Here is a 19,417-nt window from a genome sequence, read left to right on the forward strand (position 1 = left end):
GGCCGAAACCCGGGGTGCCCGGCCCCGCGCACGTTAGGCTGGCCACCATGAGCATCCTCATCAAGCTCCTCGGGACCGCCATCAGCATCGGCGCCGGGATCGTGGCCACCAAGCTCGTCGACTTCGTCTGGGAGAAGAGCACCGGGAGCGCCCCGCCCAAGGACGCGACCAACCTCGAGGAGAGCCTGCGGGACACGCTAGTGTTCGCCCTCGTCTCTGCCGGGGTCGGCGCCGTGATCCAGACCCTCACCCAGCGCTACACGCAGCGCGCCATCGCCAACTTCAAGAAGACGCCCGAGCTCACCTGAGCCCGGCCCCCTTCTCGGGGCACGCGCTCTTCTGTGGGGCAGCTTCTGGGAGTCAGCTCCTGCGAGCGATTCCGACCGGCTTTGCCCCCTCCCTGCGGCGTGTCGTCCGGCGCAGCGGCGTGTCGGGATGGTCTCCCACCGAAAGCCGGTCGGTTCCAACGGCCGGCGGCGAGCCCGCGGCCAGGCGACGGACGCGCACGACGCCGGCCGCCGCCGTCGTGCGCCCGGCCCGCATCACGCTGCGCGCGCCATCAGCACCGAGAAGCGCCCCCGCAACCCGCAGAAGCTGCCCCACAGGAGCTGACCTCCAGAAGGTGCCCCACAGGAGCTGACCTTCAGAAGGTGCCCCACAGAAGCTGACCTTCAGAAGGTGACTCCCAGATGGGAGGGGCTAGGGGGCGCCGCCGTCGGAGCCGTGCTCACGTTCGACCCGGGCCACGACGTCCTCGAGCTCGTCGACGGAGAGGTTCCTCCGGTCGTAGTGCTTGGTCCGGTAGCCGGCCCGGCCGACCATGTGGGCCGAGACCGGCGCCGTCAGCAGCTGGAAGATCCACGCGACGGCGAGCAGCGGCACTAGCGCCCACGCCCGCCACTGCAGCCCCACGGCCGTGAGCAGCAGGAGGGACCCGAGCACCTGCGGCTTGGTGGCGGCGTGCATGCGCGTGAGCAGGTCCGGGAAGCGCAGGAGCCCGATCGCGGCGGCGAGGGACAGCGCCGATCCGAGGACCATGAGCACGGCCGCGGCCCAGGTGAGGACGGCGTCGAGGGCGTCGGGACTCACGGACGCCTCCTCTCCTGCACGAAGCGGGCCACGGTGACGGAGCCGATGAAGCCGATCAGCGTGATGCCCGCGACGAGGGCGAGGTGGTTCGTGTGCCGGTTGGCGGCCATGTCGAGCAGGAGCGCGCTGGCCACGACCACGAGGAGCACGTCGGCCGCGAGGACGCGGTCCAGCAGCGCCGGGCCCTTGATCATCCGCAGGATCGCGCCGAAGCCGGCGAGGGACAGCAGCACGCTGCAGACGGCGAGCACCCCGGGCATGATCTGCGCGGCGGCCCCGGTCATCCCAGGCCCCCCTCGCCCTTCTCGGCAGCGAGCATGCGGTCCAGGTGCGCCTCCTCGGTCACGAGTGCGAGTTCCTCCTTGGTGCCCATGATGCGGATCAGCTCGGCCTCGGCGGCCAGCACCTCGCGGCGCACCCGCTCCGCGCCGGCCGCGTCCTCGACGTCGACGTAGTGCACGTAGAGCGTCGCGTTCGCGCGGTCGACGTCGACCACGAGCGAGCCCGGCACGAGCGAGATCACGTGGCCGGTGGCCGTGACCATGAGGTCCGCGTGGCTGCGCAGCGGCACGGCGACCACGGCGCTGCGCACCCGCGGGCCCTTGGCCACGGCCAGCCAGAGCAGCTGCACGCTTGCCGCGATGACCTGCCCCACGAACACGACCGCGTACCGGGCGGCGTGGAGCACGTTGAACCGGCCGCTCAGCTCCACCGGCGGCAGGTAGAACAGGCGCGTCACGACGAGCGCCACGATCACGCCGAAGACCAGGTTCCCAGGCGAGAAGTCCTGCCAGAGGGCACCCCACACGAGCACGAGCCATGCGAGCAGCGGCAGTTCGGTGCGCAGCGAGGTCCTGGGCCGGCTCATCGACGGCCCCCCACCGTGGCCTGGGCGTGGGCGGCGGCCGCCGCATCGGTGCCGAGGACCGCGGAGATGTACCCGGTGCGGTCCAGCATCTCCTGCGCGGACTGCGCGCTGAGCCGGAACAGCGGGCCGGCGAAGACGGTCAGGGCGAGCCCCACGGCGACGAGCCCCGCCGTCGCGCCCACCATCGACTTCGGCAGCGCGTTCGCCGCGGCGGGGGCCAGGAGCCCCCGGTCCGGCGCCTCCGCGTCCTCGGGCCGGCGCCAGAAAGCGCGGCTCCACACCCGGGCCATGGCCAGCAGGGTCAGCAGGCTCACCACGACGCCGGCCGCCACGAGCACGAGCGCGAGCGGCGTCCCCTGCTGCACACCGGCCTGCAGGAGGCCCAGCTTGCCGAGGAACCCGGACAGGGGCGGGATGCCGGAGAGGTTCATGGCCGGCAGGAAGTACAGCAGGGCCAGCAGGGGCGAGAGCTTCGCGAGGCCGCCGAGCCGGTCGATCGAGGACGAGCCGGCGCGCCGCTCCACGAGCCCGGCCACGAGGAACAGGGATGTCTGGACCGTGATGTGGTGCACCACGTAGTACACCGCGGCGGCGAGCCCGAGGACTGAGCTCAGGGCCGCGCCGAAGACCATGTAGCCGATGTGGCTGACGAGGGTGAAGGACAGCAGCCTCTTGATGTCCGTCTGGGCGATCGCGCCGAGGATGCCCACCACCATCGTGGCCAGGGCCACGACCATGAGCGGGGCGTTGAGCGTGTCCCCGGGGAACAGCAGCGTCTCGGTGCGGATGATCGCGTACACGCCGACCTTGGTCAGCAGGCCCGCGAACACCGCCGTCACGGGCGCGGGCGCCGTCGGGTAGGAGTCCGGCAGCCAGAAGGACAGCGGGAAGACGGCCGCCTTGATCCCGAAGGCCACGAGCAGCATCGAGTGCAGGAGCGTCCGCGTGCCGGGGTCGAGCTGGCCGAGCTTGACCGCGAGGTCGGCCATGTTCACCGTGCCCGTCGCGCCGTAGACCATGGCGATCGCGATGAGGAACAGCAGCGAGGACACGACGCTGACCACCACGTAGGTGACGCCAGCGCGGATGCGGGGCCCGGTGCCGCCGAGGGTCATGAGCACGTAGCTGGCGGTCAGGAGGATCTCGAAGCCGACGTAGAGGTTGAACAGGTCGCCCGCGAGGAACGCGTTGGAGACGCCCGCGACGAGGATCATGTAGCTGGGGTGGAAGACGGAGATGGGCCCGTCCTTGTCCCCGTCCGCCATGCCCTGCCCGGTGGCGTACACGAGCACGGCGAGGCTCACCGTCGTCGAGATGACGAGCATGAGCGAGGAGAACTGGTCCACGACCATGGTGATGCCGAACGGCGGCAGCCACCCGCCGATCGTCACGGCCGAGGTGCCCCCGTCCCACACGGACGCGAGGAGCACGCACTCGAGGACTAGGGTGAGGGCGAGGACGGAGATCGTGACCGTCCGCTGGGCGCGCTCCTGGCGCAGGAGCACGAAGGCGAGGGCGGCCCCGAAGATGGGGAGGACGACGGCGAGCGGCGCCAGGCTGGCGATGTTCACTCCCGCTCCGCCTCCTTCCGCTGGAGGGCATGGGACCGGGGATCGGGCGCGGAGAGGACCGCCTGGTCGGCGGCCGCCGCGGCCTCTGGGCTCGGGAACTCGGACGGGTCGTCGGGGACGTCGGCGTCGTCCTCGGCGTCCCAGCTGGGCTGGGCGGCGACTCGGCGGTCCTCGAGGTCGTCCGCGACGACGTCGGCGCGGCCCAGCTGCCACGTCCGGTAGACGAGGGCGAGCAGGAACGCGGTCACGGCGAACGAGATGACGATCGAGGTGAGGATCAGGGCCTGCGGGAGCGGGTCGCTGTAGGCGGCCGCGGAGGTGCCCCTGGTGACGAGCGGGGCGAGTCCGGCGCCGCCGCCGGTGGCCAGCAGCAGGACGTTGGCGCCGTTGGTCAGCAGCATGAGCCCGAGGAGCACGCGGGTAAGGGAGCGCTCGAGCAGCAGGTAGATGCCCGTGGCGAAGAGGAGCCCGGCGAGGATGGCCAGGGTGAGGTTGACGGTCATCGCGCGGCCCCCTCGCGCTCGGCCTTGCTCCTGCGGGCCTCGGCCTTCGCGGCGGCCTCGATCTGCTCGTCGATGCCCGAGCCGAGGCTGCGCAGCACATCGATCACGAGCCCCACGACCACGAGGTACACGCCGACGTCGAAGATAGTCGAGGTCACGAACTTCACGTCACCGAAGACCGGGAGCCAGATCGTCAGGATGGCGCTCTGGAAGACCTCTGCGCCGGCCGCGAGCGGAACGGCCGCGGAGAGCGCCGCCGTGGCCAGGCCGATTCCGAGGACTGCGCCCGGGCTGACCGGTGCGGCCTCGTGCAGCTCGAAGCGGCCCCCCGCGAGGTATCGGATGGTGAGCGCGAGCCCGGCGACGAGGCCGCCGGCGAACCCGCCGCCCGGGAAGTTGTGCCCGGCCAGGAGGAGGTACACCGAGAAGACGATCATGGAGTGGAAGAGGAGCCGGGTGACGACCTCGAAGATGATCGAGCGGCGCTCGGGGGCGAGCGTGCGCCCGGCCACGAGCCAGGGGTCGCGCTCCACGGTGGCGAACGTGCGGGCCACGGCGAGCTCGGCCGCTCCGCGGGAACGCGCCTCGACGCCGCGCACGCGGCCGATGCTGCCCGTGGGCACGTCCGCGGTCGCCGTGAGGGCGCGTCCGCGGTGCCGGATGAAGATCAGGCTCGCGATCCCGGTCGCGGCGAGCGCGAGGACCGAGATCTCGCCGAACGTGTCCCACGCCCGCAGGTCCACGAGGGTGACGTTGACGATGTTCAGGCCGCCCCCGCCCCTGTAGGCGAGGTCGGGGAACTGCAGCGAGATGGGCTCGACGACCCGGGCGCCCATGGCCGCGAGCCCCGCGAGCACCATGGCGGTGCCGAACGCGGCGGCGATGACGATGCGCGCCGCGCGGTACCGGCCGCCCGTGCGGTCCCGCAGCTGCGGGGGCAGGCTGCGCAGGCCCAGGACGAACGCCACGAGCACGATCGTCTCGACCAGCATCTGCGTCACGGCGAGGTCCGGGGCGCCCTGCAGCGCGAAGATGAGCGCGATGCCGTAGCCGGTGATGGAGACCATGAGGACCGCGAGGAAGCGTTTGTTGGCCCGCACCGCCGCGAGCGCGCCGACGGCGATCGCGGCCCCGATCACCGGAATGAGCGGCGAGCCGGGGTCCACGAGCGTGACGCGCTCGGGCGGGGGCAGGGGCACCCCTCCGGTCAGGAGCACCGCGAGCGGCACGATCGCGGCCACGGCGAGGATCACGGCCAGGTAGAAGAAGAGGGAACCGCGCTGGGTCCGGCCCGTGACCCAGATGGCGGCCTGGTCCACCGCGCCGATGAGGGCCCGGTAGCCGCGCTCGGCGTCCGCCGGCACGTTCGCGCGGGCCTGGGCGCGGCCCACGGCGTCCCGCCGTGCGAACAGGGCAGCGCCGAGGATCCACCCGGCCGCCGAGAGTGCCAGGGGCAGGCTGATGCCGTGCCACGCCGCGAGGTGCGGCAGCGGCGCGGGCGAGGGGCCGGCGTCGTGCGCCGCGGCGGCACCTGCCGCCACGGACGCCGCATACGGGGCCGCCCACGCGTCCACCGGGGCGGGCCACAGGCCGTACGCGAGGCCGGCGAGCGCGAGGAGCGCCGGGGCGAGGGCGAACAGCGGGGTGATGGGGGTGAAGGGAGTGTCCGCCACCCCCGGCTTGCGGGCGAACGCGCCCCACACGAAGCGGGCGCTGTAGGCCACGGTCAGCGCCGAACCGAGGGCGAAGCCGACGAGCAGGACGGCCTCCCACGCGGCCGGCAGGGGCGTGTGCGCGAAGGCGTCGAAGATGGCCTCCTTGGCCACGAACCCGCCGAACAGCGGCAGCCCGGCCATCGACGCCGCGGCGAGGGTCCCCGCCACGGCGAGGGCGCGGGAGCGGCCGAACACGCCCGAGAGGCGGCGCAGGTCGCGGGTGCCGGTCTGGTGGTCGATGATCCCGACCACGAGGAACAGGGCGGCCTTGAACAGCGCGTGGGCCACGACCATCGCGAGCCCGGCCAGCGCCGCCGCGGGCGTGCCGAGGCCCACGACGGCGACCATGAAACCGAGCTGGCTCACGGTGCCGAACGCGAGGATGAGCTTGATGTCGTGCTGGCGCAGCGACCGGTACCCGCCCAGCAGCATGGTCGCGAGCCCGAAGGCGAGGACCACCGGCTGCCAGTATGCGGTCGCGGCCAGGGCGGGGGCGAGCCGGGCCACGAGGTACACGCCGGCCTTGACCATCGCGGCCGCGTGCAGGTACGCCGAGACGGGGGTGGGGGCGGCCATGGCCGCCGGGAGCCAGAAGTGGAATGGCACGAGGGCCGACTTGCTCAGCGCGCCCACGAGCGTGAGCACCGCGCCGGCCGCGACGGGCACGGCCGTGGTCGGGTCGGCCACGAGGGCGGGCGCCTTCTCCAGCAGCGCCGAGATGCGGTACGTCCCGGCAGCCTCGCCCAGGAGGATCAGGCCCACGAGCATGGCCAGGCCCCCGGCGGTCGTGACCACGAGCGCCTGCAGGGCCGAGCGGCGGGCGGAGAGGCGCACGTTCGCGTAGCCGATGAGGAGGTAGGAGAGGACCGTGGTCAGCTCCCAGAAGATGAACAGGGCAATGAGGTCGTCCGCCGTGACGAGCCCGAACATCGCGCCCGCGAACGCGAGCATCTGCCCGCCGAAGCCGCCCAGGCCCGCGTCGCCGCGCTTGAAGTAGCGGGCGCAGTAGAGCAGGACGAGCGCACCCACCCCGAGCACGAGCAGGCACAGGACCCAGGCGAGCGGGTCCAGCCGGAAGGCCAGCTGGACCCCGAGGGTGGGGACGAAGTCCCAGGATTCGACAATCCCGCGGGCCGGGGACGCCGCCGCGGCGCCGTGCGCGGCGGCGGCGACCGGGCCGGCGTCGTACGCCGACGGGCCCAGGAGGGCGAGCCACACGAGCGAGCCGGCCGGGACCGCCGCGAGGAGGAAGAACGCCGCCCGCCCCATCCGCCGGAAGATCCACGGCGCGCCAGCCGCCACTGTGAAGTGCAGGGCGAGGACTGGCAGCACAGGGACTCCGCTCGGTTGAAGGTTCAATTGTCAAACGTTGGGTGTGGCGGCACATCAGTTGGGTTCGGAGCCGCCAGTCTATCAATCGGGCCGAACCCGGCCGCTAGAGTTCAGGTATGCAGGCGTCCGGCGTCTCCGAACTCGAACGGCACACCACGCCCGTGCGGCGGGGGCAGGTCCTGGCCTGGGCCGCATGGGACTGGGGGTCCGCGGCCTTCAACGCCGTCATGACCACCTTCGTCTTCACCGTCTACCTCACGTCCAAGGCCTTCGGCGGCGAGGACCACGGCTCCGCGGTGCTGGGCGCGTGCCTGGGCGTCGCGGGACTCGGGATCGCGCTGCTTGCCCCGGTCTCGGGCCAGCGCTCCGACGCGGGCGGCCGGCGCAAACTCTGGCTCGGCGTGCACACCGGCGTGGTCGCGCTGCTGACCGGACTGTGCTTCTTCGCGTTCCCGCGGCCCGAGTTCCTCCTGTACGGCGCGGCGCTCATCGCCGCGGGCCACGTGTTCAGCGAGCTCGCCGGCGTGAACTACAACGCGATGCTCGAGCAGATCGCCAGCCCCGCGACGATCGGCCGGGTCTCGGGGATCGGCTGGTCCGCCGGGTACTTCGGCGGGATCGTGGCGCTCCTGGCGGTGCTGGCGCTGTTCGTCCAGCCCGCCTTCCACTGGTTCGGCGCCTCCACCCAGGACTCGCTCAACCTCCGGCTCGTGGCGGTCTTCTCGATGCTGTGGATCATCGCGTTCTCGCTGCCGGTGATGTTCGCCGTCCCCGAGGTCCCGCGGCGGCCGGCCGCGCGGCTCGGGCTCTTCGCCTCCTACGGGCTGCTGTGGCGGCGGATCCGTGCGATCTGGGCCACGAGCCCGCACACCATCTACTTCCTCGCCGCCTCGGCCGTGTTCCGCGACGGGCTCGCCGCGGTGTTCACGTTCGGCGGGGTCATCGCCGCCGGGACGTTCGGGTTCTCCCTCTCCCAGGTGATCTTCTTCGCGATCTTCGGCAACGTGGTCGCGGCGGCCGGGGCCCTGCTCGGCGGCGTGCTCGACGACGTCGTGGGGCCCAAGCGCGTCATCATGGGCTCGCTCGTGGGCCTGCTCGTCGCGGCCGCCGCAATCCTCGTGCTCGGCAACGGCACGTACGCGCTCGGCGGGTTCACCTGGACCGGGGCGCTGACGTTCTGGATCTTCGGACTGTTCCTGTGCCTGTTCGTGGGACCGGCCCAGGCGTCCGCCCGGGCGTACCTCGCCCGGCTCGCGCCCGACGGGGAGGCCGGGGAGCTGTTCGGCCTCTACGCCACGACCGGCCGGGCCGTGAGCTTCCTCGCGCCCACCCTGTTCAGCGTGTGCATCACAATCGCGACCCGCCTCGTCCCCGCCGGGCAGGCCCAGCGCTGGGGCATCGCGGGCATCATGGTGGTCCTCCTCGCGGGGCTGCTCGTGCTCCTGCCCGTGCGGCCGCCGGCGCGCGTGGCCACCGCGGTGGTGCCGGAAGCCTGACGTCACGCACGACGCCGGCCGCTCGCCGCCGTCGGCGTTCTCGCCCGCGGACTGCCCACGCAGAAGTGCACTTCTCGCCGCCTAGTCCGCCGGAGGCGCACTGCACCGCGAGAAGTGCACTTCCGCAGCTCGCGCCCGCTGGCCAGAACTCCGCTGACGGCCCCTGCCCGCCCCGGGCCCCCGCACGGACCGGCCACTAGAGTTGACCCATGAATGTTGACGAGACCGACCTCCCGGGGTTCGGGGTCCGCAAGGACTTCATGACCCAGTCGGGCCGCCGGCTCGGAGTTGTCACGCACCGCGACGGCGGGACCGAGCTCATCGTCTCCGCGTGGGACGACCCTGACACGTGCCAGGCGAGCATCCCCCTGACCGCCGACGAGGCGACCACCCTCGGCAACCTGCTCGGCGGCCAGAGGATCGTCATGCAGCTCACCGAGGAGCACCGCGAGGTCCCGGGCATCTCCACCCGCCAGTTCCACGTCGCGGCAGAGTCCCCGTACCGCGACCTGCCCATGGGCAAGGCCGCCGTCCGCACCCGCACGAACGTCTCGATCGTGGCGATCATGCGCGAGGGCGAGGTGCTCGCGGCGCCGGGGCCCGACGTCGTGCTCCGCACGGGCGACCTCATCGTCGCCGTCGGCACCGAGGAGGGCCTCGACCGGGCGGCTCAGATCCTCCGCAACGGCTGAGCCGCGATGGACCCCATCGCACTGACGCTGATCGAACTGGGGGCGGTCGTCTTCGCCTTGGGCCTGCTGGCGCGCCTCGCCGGACGGATCGGCATGTCCCCGATCCCCTTCTACCTCGTGGGCGGCCTGACGTTCGGCGCCGGAGGCCTCATCGACCTGGGCGGCGTGCGGGAGTTCGCCCACCTGTCCGGGGAGATCGGCGTCATCCTGCTCCTGCTCATGCTCGGGCTGGAATACACGGCGCAGGAGCTCGTCACGGGGCTGAAGACCTCGTGGCAGGCCGGTGTCATGGACCTGGTGCTGAACGCGCTGCCCGGGGCCGGGGTCGCGCTGCTGCTCGGCTGGGGCGGCGTCGGCGCCCTGGTCCTGGGCGGCGTCACGTACATCTCGTCCTCGGGGATCGTGGCCAAGGTCATCACCGACCTCGGGCGGCTCGGCAACCGCGAGACGCCCACCATCCTCGCGGTCCTCGTGTTCGAGGACCTCGCCATGGCCATCTATCTGCCGATCCTCACCGCGACCCTCGCCGGGGTGAGCTTCCTGGGCGGCCTGCAGACGGTGGGGATCTCCCTCGTCGTCGTAACCGTGGTCCTCCTGGTCGCGCTGCGGCACGGGCACCACGTCTCCAAGGCCGTCCACAGCGAGAACTCGGAGGTCTTCCTCCTCAACGTCCTCGGCCTCGCGCTCCTCGTGGCGGGGCTGGCCTCGGCGATGCAGGTCTCCGCGGCCGTGGGCGCCTTCATGCTCGGCATCGCGATCTCGGGCACGACGGCGCACCTCGCCTCCCGCCTGCTCGAGCCTCTGCGGGACCTCTTCGCCGCGATCTTCTTCGTCGCGTTCGGCCTCAACACGGACCCGACCACCATCCCGCCCGTGCTCGGGTGGGCCCTGCTGCTCGCCGTGGTCACCGCCGCGACGAAGTTCGTGACGGGCTGGTGGGCCGCCGCCCGCGCCGGGGTGGCCGTGCCGGGGCGGGCGCGCGCAGGCGCCGCGCTCATTGCGCGCGGCGAATTCTCGATCGTGATCGCTGGCCTCGCGGTCACCGCCGGCGCGGTCAACGACGAGCTCGCGGCCCTCGCGACCGCCTACGTGCTCCTCATGGCAGTCCTCGGGCCCCTCGCGGCGCGCTTCGTCGAGCCGGTCGTCAGGGCGGTCCGCCGCTCGGGCGCCCGCAAGGCCGCGGAGGCGCCTTCCTGAGCATTCCCGCCCGCGCGGCGCACGACGCCGGCCCCTCGCCCGGGCGGGCCGGACCGCCTGAGGGGAGCGCGCGGCGTCGGACTTAAACGCCCCCGCAACCGGTGCGAAACACCGCCGGGCTTGGATGGGGGCATGAGCATCTTCACGCACACGCCCCCTCCGTCCGAGCTGGCCTGCGACGTGTGCGGCCGGTACCCGGAGCCGACCAAGCTGAGGCTCATGCTCGCGAGCGTCGCGGCCACGCTGCCGATCGAGCTCGGGGCCAATGCGCTCCTGGTCGGCACGCACTGGCCGCTCGCTGTGCAGGTGGTGCTGCTGGCGGTGGTCTCGACCGCGCTCGTCATCTGGGTCGCGGAGCCCGGCGTGCGGCGGCTGTTCCGGTCGTGGCTGCACGCCCCGGCGCTGCGGCGGCGGCGCGAGCTGGGGCTCGCGCCCGCGCTGTGGCGCGCCCGGGCCACGCTGGCGGACACGCCCGGGGCGCTCGAGCACCTCACGCATGCGCTGGCCGGGCTCGGGGTGAACATCCTCTCGATCCAGGCCCAGCCCGTGCGCGGCGGGGTGGTGGACGAGCTCGTGCTCTCGGCGCCCGGCGGCCTGACCGAGGCAGACCTGCTGGACGCGCTCGCGGACGGCGGCGGGGCGGGGACCCGGGTCTGGCCCACCACCCCGCTGGCCCTGGCCGACGCGCCCACGCGGGCGCTCTCGCTCGCCGCCCAGGTCGCGGCCGCGCCCGCCGAGCTGCCGTACGCCGCCGCCGAGCTCCTTTCGGCCCAGCGCGTCCCGGCCGAGAAGGCGCTGCCCGATGCCTGGCACGCCGCCCGGACCGTGCTCAAGGTGCCCACGCCGTGGGACGCGCCGCTCGTGCTCATCCGCCCGGGCGTGCCGTTCACGCCGGCCGAGGAGGCGCGGGCGGCGCGGCTCGCCGAGCTGGCCGAGGTCGTTGAGCGGCAGCGCACGGCCCCCTGACCGCGTGGTCACCGCGCAAGAACACGTGGTTACCGCGCGAGCGCGCGAGATCGGGCCTAGCGGACGATCAGCACGTCCAGCGTCCGGGGCCCGTGGACTCCCTCGACGCGCTCGAGCTCGATGTCGCTCGTGGCGCTCGGACCGGAGATGAGCGTGAGCGGGCGCGTGACGTCGAGCCGTGCGAAGCCCTCCGGCACGATCCCCACGATCGTCTCGACCGGCACCACGCACACGTGGTGGTCCGGCACGAGCGAGATCGCGCGCCGCCCCTGGTCCGGGGACCCGTCCAGCACGATCGTGCCGGTCTCCGCAATGCTCACCGCAGACCCCGTCACCACGGCGCCGATCGCATCGAGACGGTCGACACCGAGCGGCTCCTCACGCGAGTCGGTGGCCCTCCGGTCGGCGAGGCTCGGGTGGAGCCAATCGGCCGGGAGCCCGGCGGGAGCCACGAAGGTCTTGCCCTCGAGCCGGGTCCTGATGGCCTCGGCCAGCTCCGCCGCCGCCACGACCTCGACCCGGGCCTTGTAGTCCTCGAGCCGGTCGACGAGGAGGTCGACGAGCTCGTCCTCGGTACGGCCCGACGTCGCGCGGTAGCCCGCTCCGGGCGCCGAAGCCCCGACCTCGCGCTCCCCCGGGGTGATGTCGGTGCCGAGGGCGGCGTGGATCCTGGCCAGGATGTCGTCGCGGGCGCTCACTTGCCCTCCCCTTCCTTGATGCCGTGTGGGTCAGCCGAGTTCTTCGCGCGCTTGGCCCACTGGGCCCGGAAGGACTCCGCGGGCGGGGCCGGGATGTCGCGGCTCTGCGTCCAGCCGGCGCCGAGGCCGGGCAGCTTCGAGATCACCCCGTCACGGCCCGCCGCGGCCTTCCCGAGCGGGAGCCCGCGCTCGAGCAGGCCCATGCGCGCGCCGTCGGACATCGCCCAGGACGCCCCCGCCATGGCGAGGTCGAACTGCGAGGGCAGGCGCCGCGCGCCCGGCCTCGAGTGCCGGGCCTCGACGTCCTCGCCGCGCAGGTGCACGAGGATCTCGGGGATGTTGATCTTCACCGGGCACGCGTCGAAGCACGCCCCGCACAGCGAGGAGGCGTACGGCAGGGACTTGTTCTCCTCGGCCTCGACGCCGGTGAGCAGCGGCGAGAGGATCGCGCCGATCGGCCCCGGGTAGGTGGACCCGTAGGCGTGGCCGCCGGCCCGCTCGTACACCGGGCACACATTCATGCAGGCCGAGCAGCGGATGCAGTGCAGGGCAGAGCGTCCGTGGCGGTCGGCGAGCGCCCGGGTGCGGCCGTTGTCCAGCAGCACCACGTGCACGTCCTTCGGTCCGTCGCCGGGCGTCGAACCGGTCCAGAGGGAGGTGTACGGGTTCATGCGCTCCCCGGTCGAGGAGCGCGGGAGCAGCTGCATGAAGACCCCCAGGTCCTCGGCCCGCGGGAGGACCTTCTCGATCCCCATGACGGTGATGAGCGTCTCGGGCAGGGTCAGGCACATGCGCCCGTTGCCCTCGGACTCGACCACGCCGAGGGTGCCGGTCTCGGCGATGCCGAAGTTGGCCCCGGAGATGGCCACCTTCGCCGAGAGGAACTTGCGGCGCAGGTGCGCGCGGGCGGCCATGGCGAGCCTGCGCGGCTCGTCCGTCAGCTCCGGGTCCACGCCGGGCATCTCGCGCAGGAAGATGTCGCGGATCTCGGTGCGGTTGCGGTGGATCGCGGGGACCAGGATGTGCGAGGGCTTGTCGTGGCCGAGCTGGACGATGAGCTCGGCGAGGTCCGTCTCGAAGGCCGCGATGCCGCGCTCCTCGAGGTACTCGTTGAGCCCGATCTCCTGGGTGGCCATGGACTTGACCTTGACCACCTCGCTCGAGCCGGTGGCGCGCACGAGGCCCTCGACGATCCGATTGGCCTCGGCCGCGTCGCGGGCCCAGTGGACGGTGCCGCCGCGCGCCGTGAACTGCTCCTCGAACTGGGCCAGCAGCTCGGGCAGGCGCTCCATCGCCTCGGCCTTGATCGCGGACCCGGCCTCCCGCAGCTCCTCCCAGTCTGGCAGCTCGGAGACCACGCGCAGGCGCTTGTCCCGGATGGTGTGGGTCGCGTGGCGCAGGTTCGCGCGCAGCTGGTCGTTCTGCAGCTCGCGGCGCGCGTAGCTCGGGAACGGCTCGGTCTCGGAGATGTTGCCGAAGCCGCGGGGCGGCAGGGCCGGCATGCCAAGGGACACCGTGCTCATCGGGCACCTCCGGGGGTCCCGGCGAGCGCGAGCTCGCCGTCGATGGTGAGGGGCTTCTCGCGGGTGGAGGCGAGCACCTCGGCGAGGTGGACGGTCCGCACGGGGCGGCCGGACGGCGTCGTGCGCTTCTCGCGGTGGAGGCCGCCGCCGATGTGCATGAGGCAGGAGGCGTCGCCGCCCGCGCAGGCGCCCGCGCCGGTGCCGCAGATGTTCGCGACCTTGTCCGCGAGCATCGCGGAGGAGACGTCCGCGTTCTTGATCGAGAAGGTGCCGCCGAAGCCGCAGCACTGCTCGGCCTCGGGGAGGTCCACGACCTCGAGGCCCTCGACCGAGGCGAGCAGCGAGCGCTGCCGGTCGCCGAGGTGGAGCAGGCGCATGCCGTGGCACGAGGGGTGGTACGTGATCGTGCCCGGGAGGTAGGAGCCGAGCTGCGCGGCCGCGTCGGCCACGCCGAGGACGTCCGTGAGGAGCTGGGCGAGCTCGTAGGTGCGGGCCCCGACCGCGTCTGCCCGGGCGGCGAGGGTGCTGTCCGCGCCCTTGACCCCGTGCTCGACGGCCCAGTCCGCCACCAGGGCGTGCTGGTGCTTGACCGAGGCCACGCACGAGCCCGACGGCGCGACGGCCACCTCGTACTCCCCGGTGTCGAAGCCAGACTCGAAAGTGCGGACGTGGTTGGCCACGACAGGCAGTGCCTCGGGGAAGTAGCCCGAGTTGACGTGCATCTGGCCGCAGCACGCCTGGCCGGCGGGGAACACGACCTCGTGCCCCAGCCGCTCCAGGATCTCCACGGTGGCCTGGGCGACCCGCGGGTACATCGCGTCGACGATGCAGGTCGCGAAGAGCGCGATTCTCATGCGTGTCCTCTCTGGGCCGCGGCTGCGAGAGCGCGGCCATGTGGTCTGACCATACTATAGCGACGTGTGGCGGGTCACACCACACTATGACGAGGCAGCGGCCGCCCGCAGGACCGGGAACCGGAGGATCAGGGCCGCGTCGCCTCGGCGAGGAGCTCGAGGATGTGCCGGTAGGGGCGCTCGGTGGCGCGGGCCAGCCCGATCTCGCACGTGCGGTTGCTCGACGCGTACTCGGCGAACCGGCCGCCCCGTGCCCGCTCGGCCTCGGCGATCCCGCCGGCCTCGGGCGCGGTGGCCGAGGCGGTGAGCTCGGGGTGCAGGAGCCCGCGGTCCCCGGCGAACGCGCAGCACCCGGCCTCGGCCGGCGTGAAGACCTCGTCGGCGACGTGGGCGGCGATCGCCGCGAGCTGCGGCGTGGTCCCGGCGATCGTGCCCGAGCAGGTCGGGTGGAGCGCCACGGACGGGATCCGCCGACCCACCGGCAGGCGCGGCAGCAGCCCCGCGGCGAACTCGACCGCATCCACGACCCTCAGCGCCGCGGGCGCCGACCCGGCCTCGGCGGCCGAGCGCAGCATGACCGCGAGCCCCTCGGCGCATGAGGAGGCGTCCACGACGATCGGCAGGCGCCCACCCTCGCTCGCCTCCACGAGCGCGGGGACCACGGTCGCGCGCATGTGCTCCCACCCGGCCGTCATGCCCTTGGACTTCCAGGGCGTGCCGCAGCACATCGAGCCCAGCCCCTCCGGGGTGCGCAGGCGGACGCCCGCGCGGTCGCACACGTCGAGGAACGCCCCGGACGCGCCGCCGGGGTGGCCGCCGGCCTCGGGGCCGAACATCGTGCCGATGCACGCGGCGAACAGCACGGCCTCCGCGGCGTCGTCCCGCCGCCGGGGACGCGCGGAGCCGCCGCCGGGGAGCCCGCCGTCGTACGCCGGGATGCCCTCGCCGAGGAGCTTCCGCACCAGCGCGGCAGCGCCCTCGATCGGGGCGGACGGCAACGCCTTCGCGACGCTCAGGGCGGCCCCGCCGGCACGGGAGGCCGCGCCCCAACCGCGCGCCGCGGCGTGCCACGCCGCGGACTCGACGGGCCCCGCCGCGTCGGCGCGCAGCCGGCGGACAAGGTCGCCGGTGTTGATGCCCACCGGGCAGGCCGTGCCGCACATGCCGTCCACGGCGCACGTGGAGACGCCGGAGTAGTCGTAGCCGTCCATGATCTGCCGGGCGAGCTCCTCGTTGCCCTCGGCGCGGGCCTGCTCGGCGTCCCGGCGGAGGGTGATGCGCTGGCGCGGCGTGAGGGTGAGCGAACGGGACGGGCACACGGGCTCGCAGTAGCCGCACTCGACGCAGCGGTCCACCTCCTCCTCGACCGTCGGGGTGACCTTGAGGTGGTCCAGGTAGGAGCGGGGGTCGTCGGAGAGGACGGCGCCGGGGTTGAGGACGCCGCGCGGGTCCGCCAGGCGCTTGATCTCCTGCATGACCTCGTACAGCTCGTCGCCGTACTGCCGGCGCACGTACGGGGCCATGATCCGGCCGGTCCCGTGCTCGGCCTTGAGCGTCCCGCCGGCGCCGAGCACGAGGTCCACGAGGTCCTCGGTGAAGTCCTCGTAGCGGCGGGTGTCCCCGCTGCCGAAGTCCTCGTTGAGCATGAAGTGCAGGTTGCCGTCCTTCGCATGGCCGAAGATCACCGGATCCGCATAGCCGTGCTGGGCGAGGAGGCCGGCGAGGTCGCGCGAGGCCTCGGCGAGGGCCGGGACGGGGACCGCGATGTCCTCGAGCAGCTGGCTCGTGCCGGACGGGCGCGCGCTCGCCACGGTCGAGTACAGCCCCTTGCGGACCTTCCACAGCGCGGCGCGCTCGCGCGGGTCCCGGCTCATCTCCACCGGCAGGGCCAGGCCCAGGCCCGCGAACAGCGCCGCCGAGGACGCCGCGCGGTCCGCGAGCTCCTCGGCGGTGCCCGCGGTGAACTCGACGAGCAGGGCGGCCGGATCGGGGACGTCGAGGGCGCGGATCTGCTCGGGGCAGTCGGGCAGGCGTGCCGAGACCCGCAGCGAGACCGCGTCCATGAGCTCGGCCGTGTCCGCGCCGGCGGCGACGAGCTCGGGCACCGCGGCCGCGGCGGCGCTCACGCCGGGGAACACGAGCAGGCCCGCGGCGACGTGCGGCTTCACCTCGACCGTGGCGAACACCGCCTCGGCCACGAACGCGAGGGTCCCCTCCGAGCCGATGACGAGGTGCACGAAGATGTCGAGAGGGTCCTCGAAGTCGAGGAACGCGTTGAGGCCGTAGCCCATCGTGTTCTTCATCGAGAACTGGTGCCGGATCCGCGCCACCGAGTCGGGCGAGGCGAGGATGCGCCTCCGCAGCCGGAGGAGCCCCTCGTGCAGCTCGGGCTCACGGGCGGCGAAGACGGCCGACGCCGCGGGGTCGGCGGAGTCGATGACCGTCCCCGAGGGCAGCACGAACGTCATCGACGTCAGGGTCCGGTAGGTGTTGGTCTCCGTGCCGCAGTGCATTCCGGAGGAGTTGTTGGCCACCACGCCGCCCACCGTGCAGGCGATCTCGCTCGCCGGGTCGGGGCCGAGCGCGCGGCGGTGGCGGGCGAGGCTGGCATTGACGGCGCGGACGGTCGCGCCGGGCTGGACGCGCACGCGGGCGCCGCCGTCGAGGACCTCGATGCCGGCGAAGTTCCGCCGCGTGTCGGCGAGGACCCCGGCGGCGAGGGCCTGCCCGGACAGGCTCGTCCCGCCCGAGCGGAACGTCACGGGCGTGGCGTGCCGGGCGGCGGCGGCGAGGAGGCCGGCCACGTCCGCGGCGCTGCGCGGAGCGGCGACGACGCTCGGGACGAGCAGGTAGTGCGAGGCGTCGTGGGCCTTTGCGTGCAGGTCGAGCGGGCGCGTCGTGACGGCCTCGGGGCCGAGGAGGTCCGCGAGCTCGGCGGCGAGGGCGTGCCCGGTCCCGGGGGCGGCGTCGGCCGCTGCAGCACCCCGGCGCGCGGTGCCGGCTGCGGGACGGGGGCGGGAGCCCGGCGTCGTTCGCGTGGTCATAGAAGTCCTCCCGAGATGTGGTCTGACCATAGCACCACACCTGTGCCCCTTGTCACAAGCCCAAAAGTGTGTGCTAGGTTACGTGGTCGGACCACGACGGTCTGACCACACCGGCACCGGGGCCTCCCGGGCCGCCACGCCCGCAGGGAGCCCGTATGACCTTCACCCCCGTGACCGATCCGGTGGCCGGCAGCGTCGCCGTCTCAGCCCTGATCGGCCTCATCCCCCTCGTCGTCTTCTTCGTGCTGCTCGCGGTGGTGCGGACCAAGGCCCATGTGGCGGGCGCGTTCGCGCTGCTCGCGGCCCTCGTCGTCGCCGTCGCCGCCTACCGCATGCCCCTGGGCCTGGCCGGGCTTGCCGCGAGCCAGGGCGCCGTGTTCGGCGCGTTCCCCGTCTTCTGGATCGTCCTCATGGCGGTGTGGCTGTACCAGGTCACCGTCGTCTCGGGCCGGTTCGAGGACCTGCGGCGCATCTTCGACCGGATCGGCGGCGGGGACGTGCGCATCCAGGCCGTCCTCATCGCCTTCTGCTTCGGCGGCCTCATGGAGGCCCTCGCAGGCTTCGGCGCCCCGGTGGCGATCACGGCGACCATGCTCATGGCCATCGGGATCAAGCCGCTCCGGGCCGCCGCCACCGTCCTCGTGGCCAACACCGCGCCCGTCGCGTTCGGCGCGATCGCCATCCCGATCACCACCGCGGGGAGCCTCACCGGCATCCCGGCCGCGCACATCGGCGCCATCGTGGGCCGGCAGACCCCGCTCCTGGCGTTCGCCGTCCCCCTGCTCCTGCTGCTGATCGTGGACGGCTGGCGCGGCCTGCGCGACGCCTGGGCCCCGGCCCTCGTCACCGGAGTCACGTTCGGGCTCGCCCAGTTCCTCTGCTCCAACTACTTCTCCTACGAGCTCACCGACGTCGTCGCCTCCCTCGTCGGCCTCGGCGTGGCCATCCTGTTCCTGCGGGTCTGGACGCCGCGCGGCGCCGAGGCCGCCCGCGCCCGCCTCGGCGGCGTCCGCCCGGCGATGGCCGGCCCGGGTGCCACGGAGAAGGCCCTCTCCGCTCCCCGCGTGTGGCTCGCGCTCTTCCCGTACCTGCTGGTCGTGGTGGTCTTCGGCGCCGCCAACCTCTGGCGGCTCGGCGTGGACCTGCCCAAGGCCCTCGCCTCCACCAACATCGCGGTCCCGTGGCCGGTCCTGCACTCCGCCGTGGTGGCGGCCGACGGCAAGCCGCTGTCCTCGACCGTCTACAGCTTCCAGTGGCTCTCGAGCCCCGGGACCCTCCTGTTCCTGTGCGGGCTGGCCGTCGCGGCCGTCTACTCGTTCAACGACGGCGGCGGCCGCTACCGGGTGACCGTCGCCGGCGCGCTCGGCGAGCTGTGGCGGACGGCCGTGAAGATGCGGTTCGCGGCCCTGACGATCATGCTCGTCCTCGCCCTCGCCTACGTCATGAACCTCTCCGGCCAGACGGTCGCGATCGGCACGTGGCTCGCGGGCACCGGCGCGGCGTTCGCCTTCCTCTCCCCCATCCTCGGCTGGATCGGCACGGCCGTGACGGGCTCGGACACGTCCTCCAACGCCCTCTTCGCCAAGCTGCAGCAGACCGCAGGGCACGCCGCCGGCATCAACCCGGACCTGCTCGTGGCGGCCAACACCGCCGGCGGCGTGGTCGGCAAGCTCATCAGCCCGCAGAACCTCGCGATCGCCGCGACCTCGGTGGGGATGGACGGGCAGGAGTCCACGATCCTGCGCAAGGTGCTGTGGTGGAGCCTCGGGCTGCTGCTCGTGCTGTGCACGCTCGTGTTCCTGCAGTCGACCCCGGTGCTCGGGTGGATGCTCCCGTAGCCTGCGCTCCACGGCGGCGAGCCCCTGCCCC

The 19,417-nt window shown here is 73.2% G+C and carries 16 protein-coding genes; 6 read left to right on the forward strand and 10 right to left on the reverse strand.

Translation table 11 applies throughout. The annotated features are described in order from the left end of the window. Positions 1 to 47: 47 nt before the first annotated feature. Entirely contained in the window at positions 48 to 308 is a 261-nt protein-coding gene (locus SA2016_RS17385) for a DUF4235 domain-containing protein (protein ID WP_066500541.1), read from the forward strand. 391 nt (positions 309 to 699) lie between these two features. Here the strand turns inward: SA2016_RS17385 and mnhG are convergent, their stop codons facing one another. From mnhG to SA2016_RS17415, 6 genes are read right to left on the reverse strand one after another with little or no spacing between them, the layout of a single operon-like run. Continuing rightward, positions 700 to 1,089, reverse strand: coding sequence for a monovalent cation/H(+) antiporter subunit G (gene mnhG, locus SA2016_RS17390; RefSeq protein WP_066500543.1), 390 nt, complete (start codon positions 1,087 to 1,089; stop codon positions 700 to 702). Next, positions 1,086 to 1,352: an MrpF/PhaF family protein gene (locus SA2016_RS17395; RefSeq protein WP_066502787.1), complete on the reverse strand. Its 267-nt coding sequence runs from the start codon at positions 1,350 to 1,352 to the stop codon at positions 1,086 to 1,088. Before SA2016_RS17395 ends, mnhG begins: the two co-directional genes overlap by 4 nt. Positions 1,353 to 1,369: 17 nt before the next feature. Further along, a complete protein-coding gene (locus tag SA2016_RS17400) occupies positions 1,370 to 1,957 on the reverse strand; it encodes a Na+/H+ antiporter subunit E (RefSeq protein ID WP_066500545.1) in 588 nt (195 codons plus the stop codon). Then, positions 1,954 to 3,528, reverse strand: a complete 1,575-nt coding sequence (locus SA2016_RS17405) for a Na+/H+ antiporter subunit D (protein WP_066500548.1) — start codon at positions 3,526 to 3,528, stop codon at positions 1,954 to 1,956. Before SA2016_RS17405 ends, SA2016_RS17400 begins: the two co-directional genes overlap by 4 nt. After that, a complete protein-coding gene (locus SA2016_RS17410) occupies positions 3,525 to 4,031 on the reverse strand; it encodes a Na(+)/H(+) antiporter subunit C (RefSeq protein WP_084249613.1) in 507 nt (168 codons plus the stop codon). The genes SA2016_RS17405 and SA2016_RS17410 overlap by 4 nt, the downstream gene beginning before the upstream one ends. After that, a complete protein-coding gene (locus SA2016_RS17415; RefSeq protein ID WP_066500550.1) occupies positions 4,028 to 7,078 on the reverse strand; it encodes a Na+/H+ antiporter subunit A in 3,051 nt (1,016 codons plus the stop codon). The genes SA2016_RS17410 and SA2016_RS17415 overlap by 4 nt, the downstream gene beginning before the upstream one ends. A 116-nt stretch (positions 7,079 to 7,194) precedes the next feature. Between SA2016_RS17415 and SA2016_RS17420 the strand changes: the two genes are divergently transcribed. From SA2016_RS17420 to SA2016_RS17435, 4 genes are all read left to right on the forward strand, one after another. After that, positions 7,195 to 8,574, forward strand: coding sequence for an MFS transporter (locus tag SA2016_RS17420; RefSeq protein ID WP_066500557.1), 1,380 nt, complete (start codon positions 7,195 to 7,197; stop codon positions 8,572 to 8,574). A 209-nt stretch (positions 8,575 to 8,783) separates the two neighbouring features. Continuing rightward, on the forward strand, positions 8,784 to 9,266 hold the full coding sequence (locus SA2016_RS17425; RefSeq protein WP_066500560.1) for a cation:proton antiporter regulatory subunit: 483 nt from the start codon (positions 8,784 to 8,786) through the stop codon (positions 9,264 to 9,266). Positions 9,267 to 9,272: 6 nt separating this feature from the next. Continuing rightward, the gene (locus SA2016_RS17430) at positions 9,273 to 10,463 is read left to right on the forward strand and encodes a cation:proton antiporter (protein WP_066500563.1); all 1,191 of its coding nucleotides are present in this window, start codon (positions 9,273 to 9,275) and stop codon (positions 10,461 to 10,463) included. Positions 10,464 to 10,595: 132 nt separating this feature from the next. Further along, complete coding sequence (locus SA2016_RS17435) at positions 10,596 to 11,429, forward strand: ACT domain-containing protein (protein WP_066500566.1); 834 nt, start codon at positions 10,596 to 10,598, stop codon at positions 11,427 to 11,429. Positions 11,430 to 11,485: 56 nt separating this feature from the next. Here the strand turns inward: SA2016_RS17435 and SA2016_RS17440 are convergent, their stop codons facing one another. The 4 genes from SA2016_RS17440 to SA2016_RS17455 all read right to left on the reverse strand — a co-directional run bounded on the left by SA2016_RS17440 (position 11,486) and on the right by SA2016_RS17455 (position 17,548). Then, positions 11,486 to 12,127 carry a LutC/YkgG family protein gene (locus SA2016_RS17440; RefSeq protein WP_066500569.1) on the reverse strand — a complete coding sequence of 214 codons (642 nt, stop codon included), beginning with the start codon at positions 12,125 to 12,127 and terminating at the stop codon, positions 11,486 to 11,488. Further along, on the reverse strand, positions 12,124 to 13,650 hold the full coding sequence (locus tag SA2016_RS17445; RefSeq protein ID WP_066500570.1) for a lactate utilization protein B: 1,527 nt from the start codon (positions 13,648 to 13,650) through the stop codon (positions 12,124 to 12,126). The genes SA2016_RS17440 and SA2016_RS17445 overlap by 4 nt, the downstream gene beginning before the upstream one ends. Next, entirely contained in the window at positions 13,647 to 14,504 is an 858-nt protein-coding gene (locus SA2016_RS17450) for a (Fe-S)-binding protein (RefSeq protein WP_066500575.1), read from the reverse strand. The genes SA2016_RS17445 and SA2016_RS17450 overlap by 4 nt, the downstream gene beginning before the upstream one ends. Before the next feature lie 128 nt (positions 14,505 to 14,632). After that, entirely contained in the window at positions 14,633 to 17,548 is a 2,916-nt protein-coding gene (locus SA2016_RS17455) for an FAD-binding and (Fe-S)-binding domain-containing protein (RefSeq protein ID WP_084249614.1), read from the reverse strand. A gap of 155 nt (positions 17,549 to 17,703) precedes the next feature. On the opposite strand from SA2016_RS17455, the gene SA2016_RS17460 reads away from it, so the two are divergent. Further along, positions 17,704 to 19,386, forward strand: coding sequence for an L-lactate permease (locus tag SA2016_RS17460; protein WP_066500577.1), 1,683 nt, complete (start codon positions 17,704 to 17,706; stop codon positions 19,384 to 19,386). Positions 19,387 to 19,417: the final 31 nt, after the last annotated feature.

This window comes from Sinomonas atrocyanea (genome assembly GCF_001577305.1).
Lineage (GTDB): Bacteria > Actinomycetota > Actinomycetes > Actinomycetales > Micrococcaceae > Sinomonas > Sinomonas atrocyanea.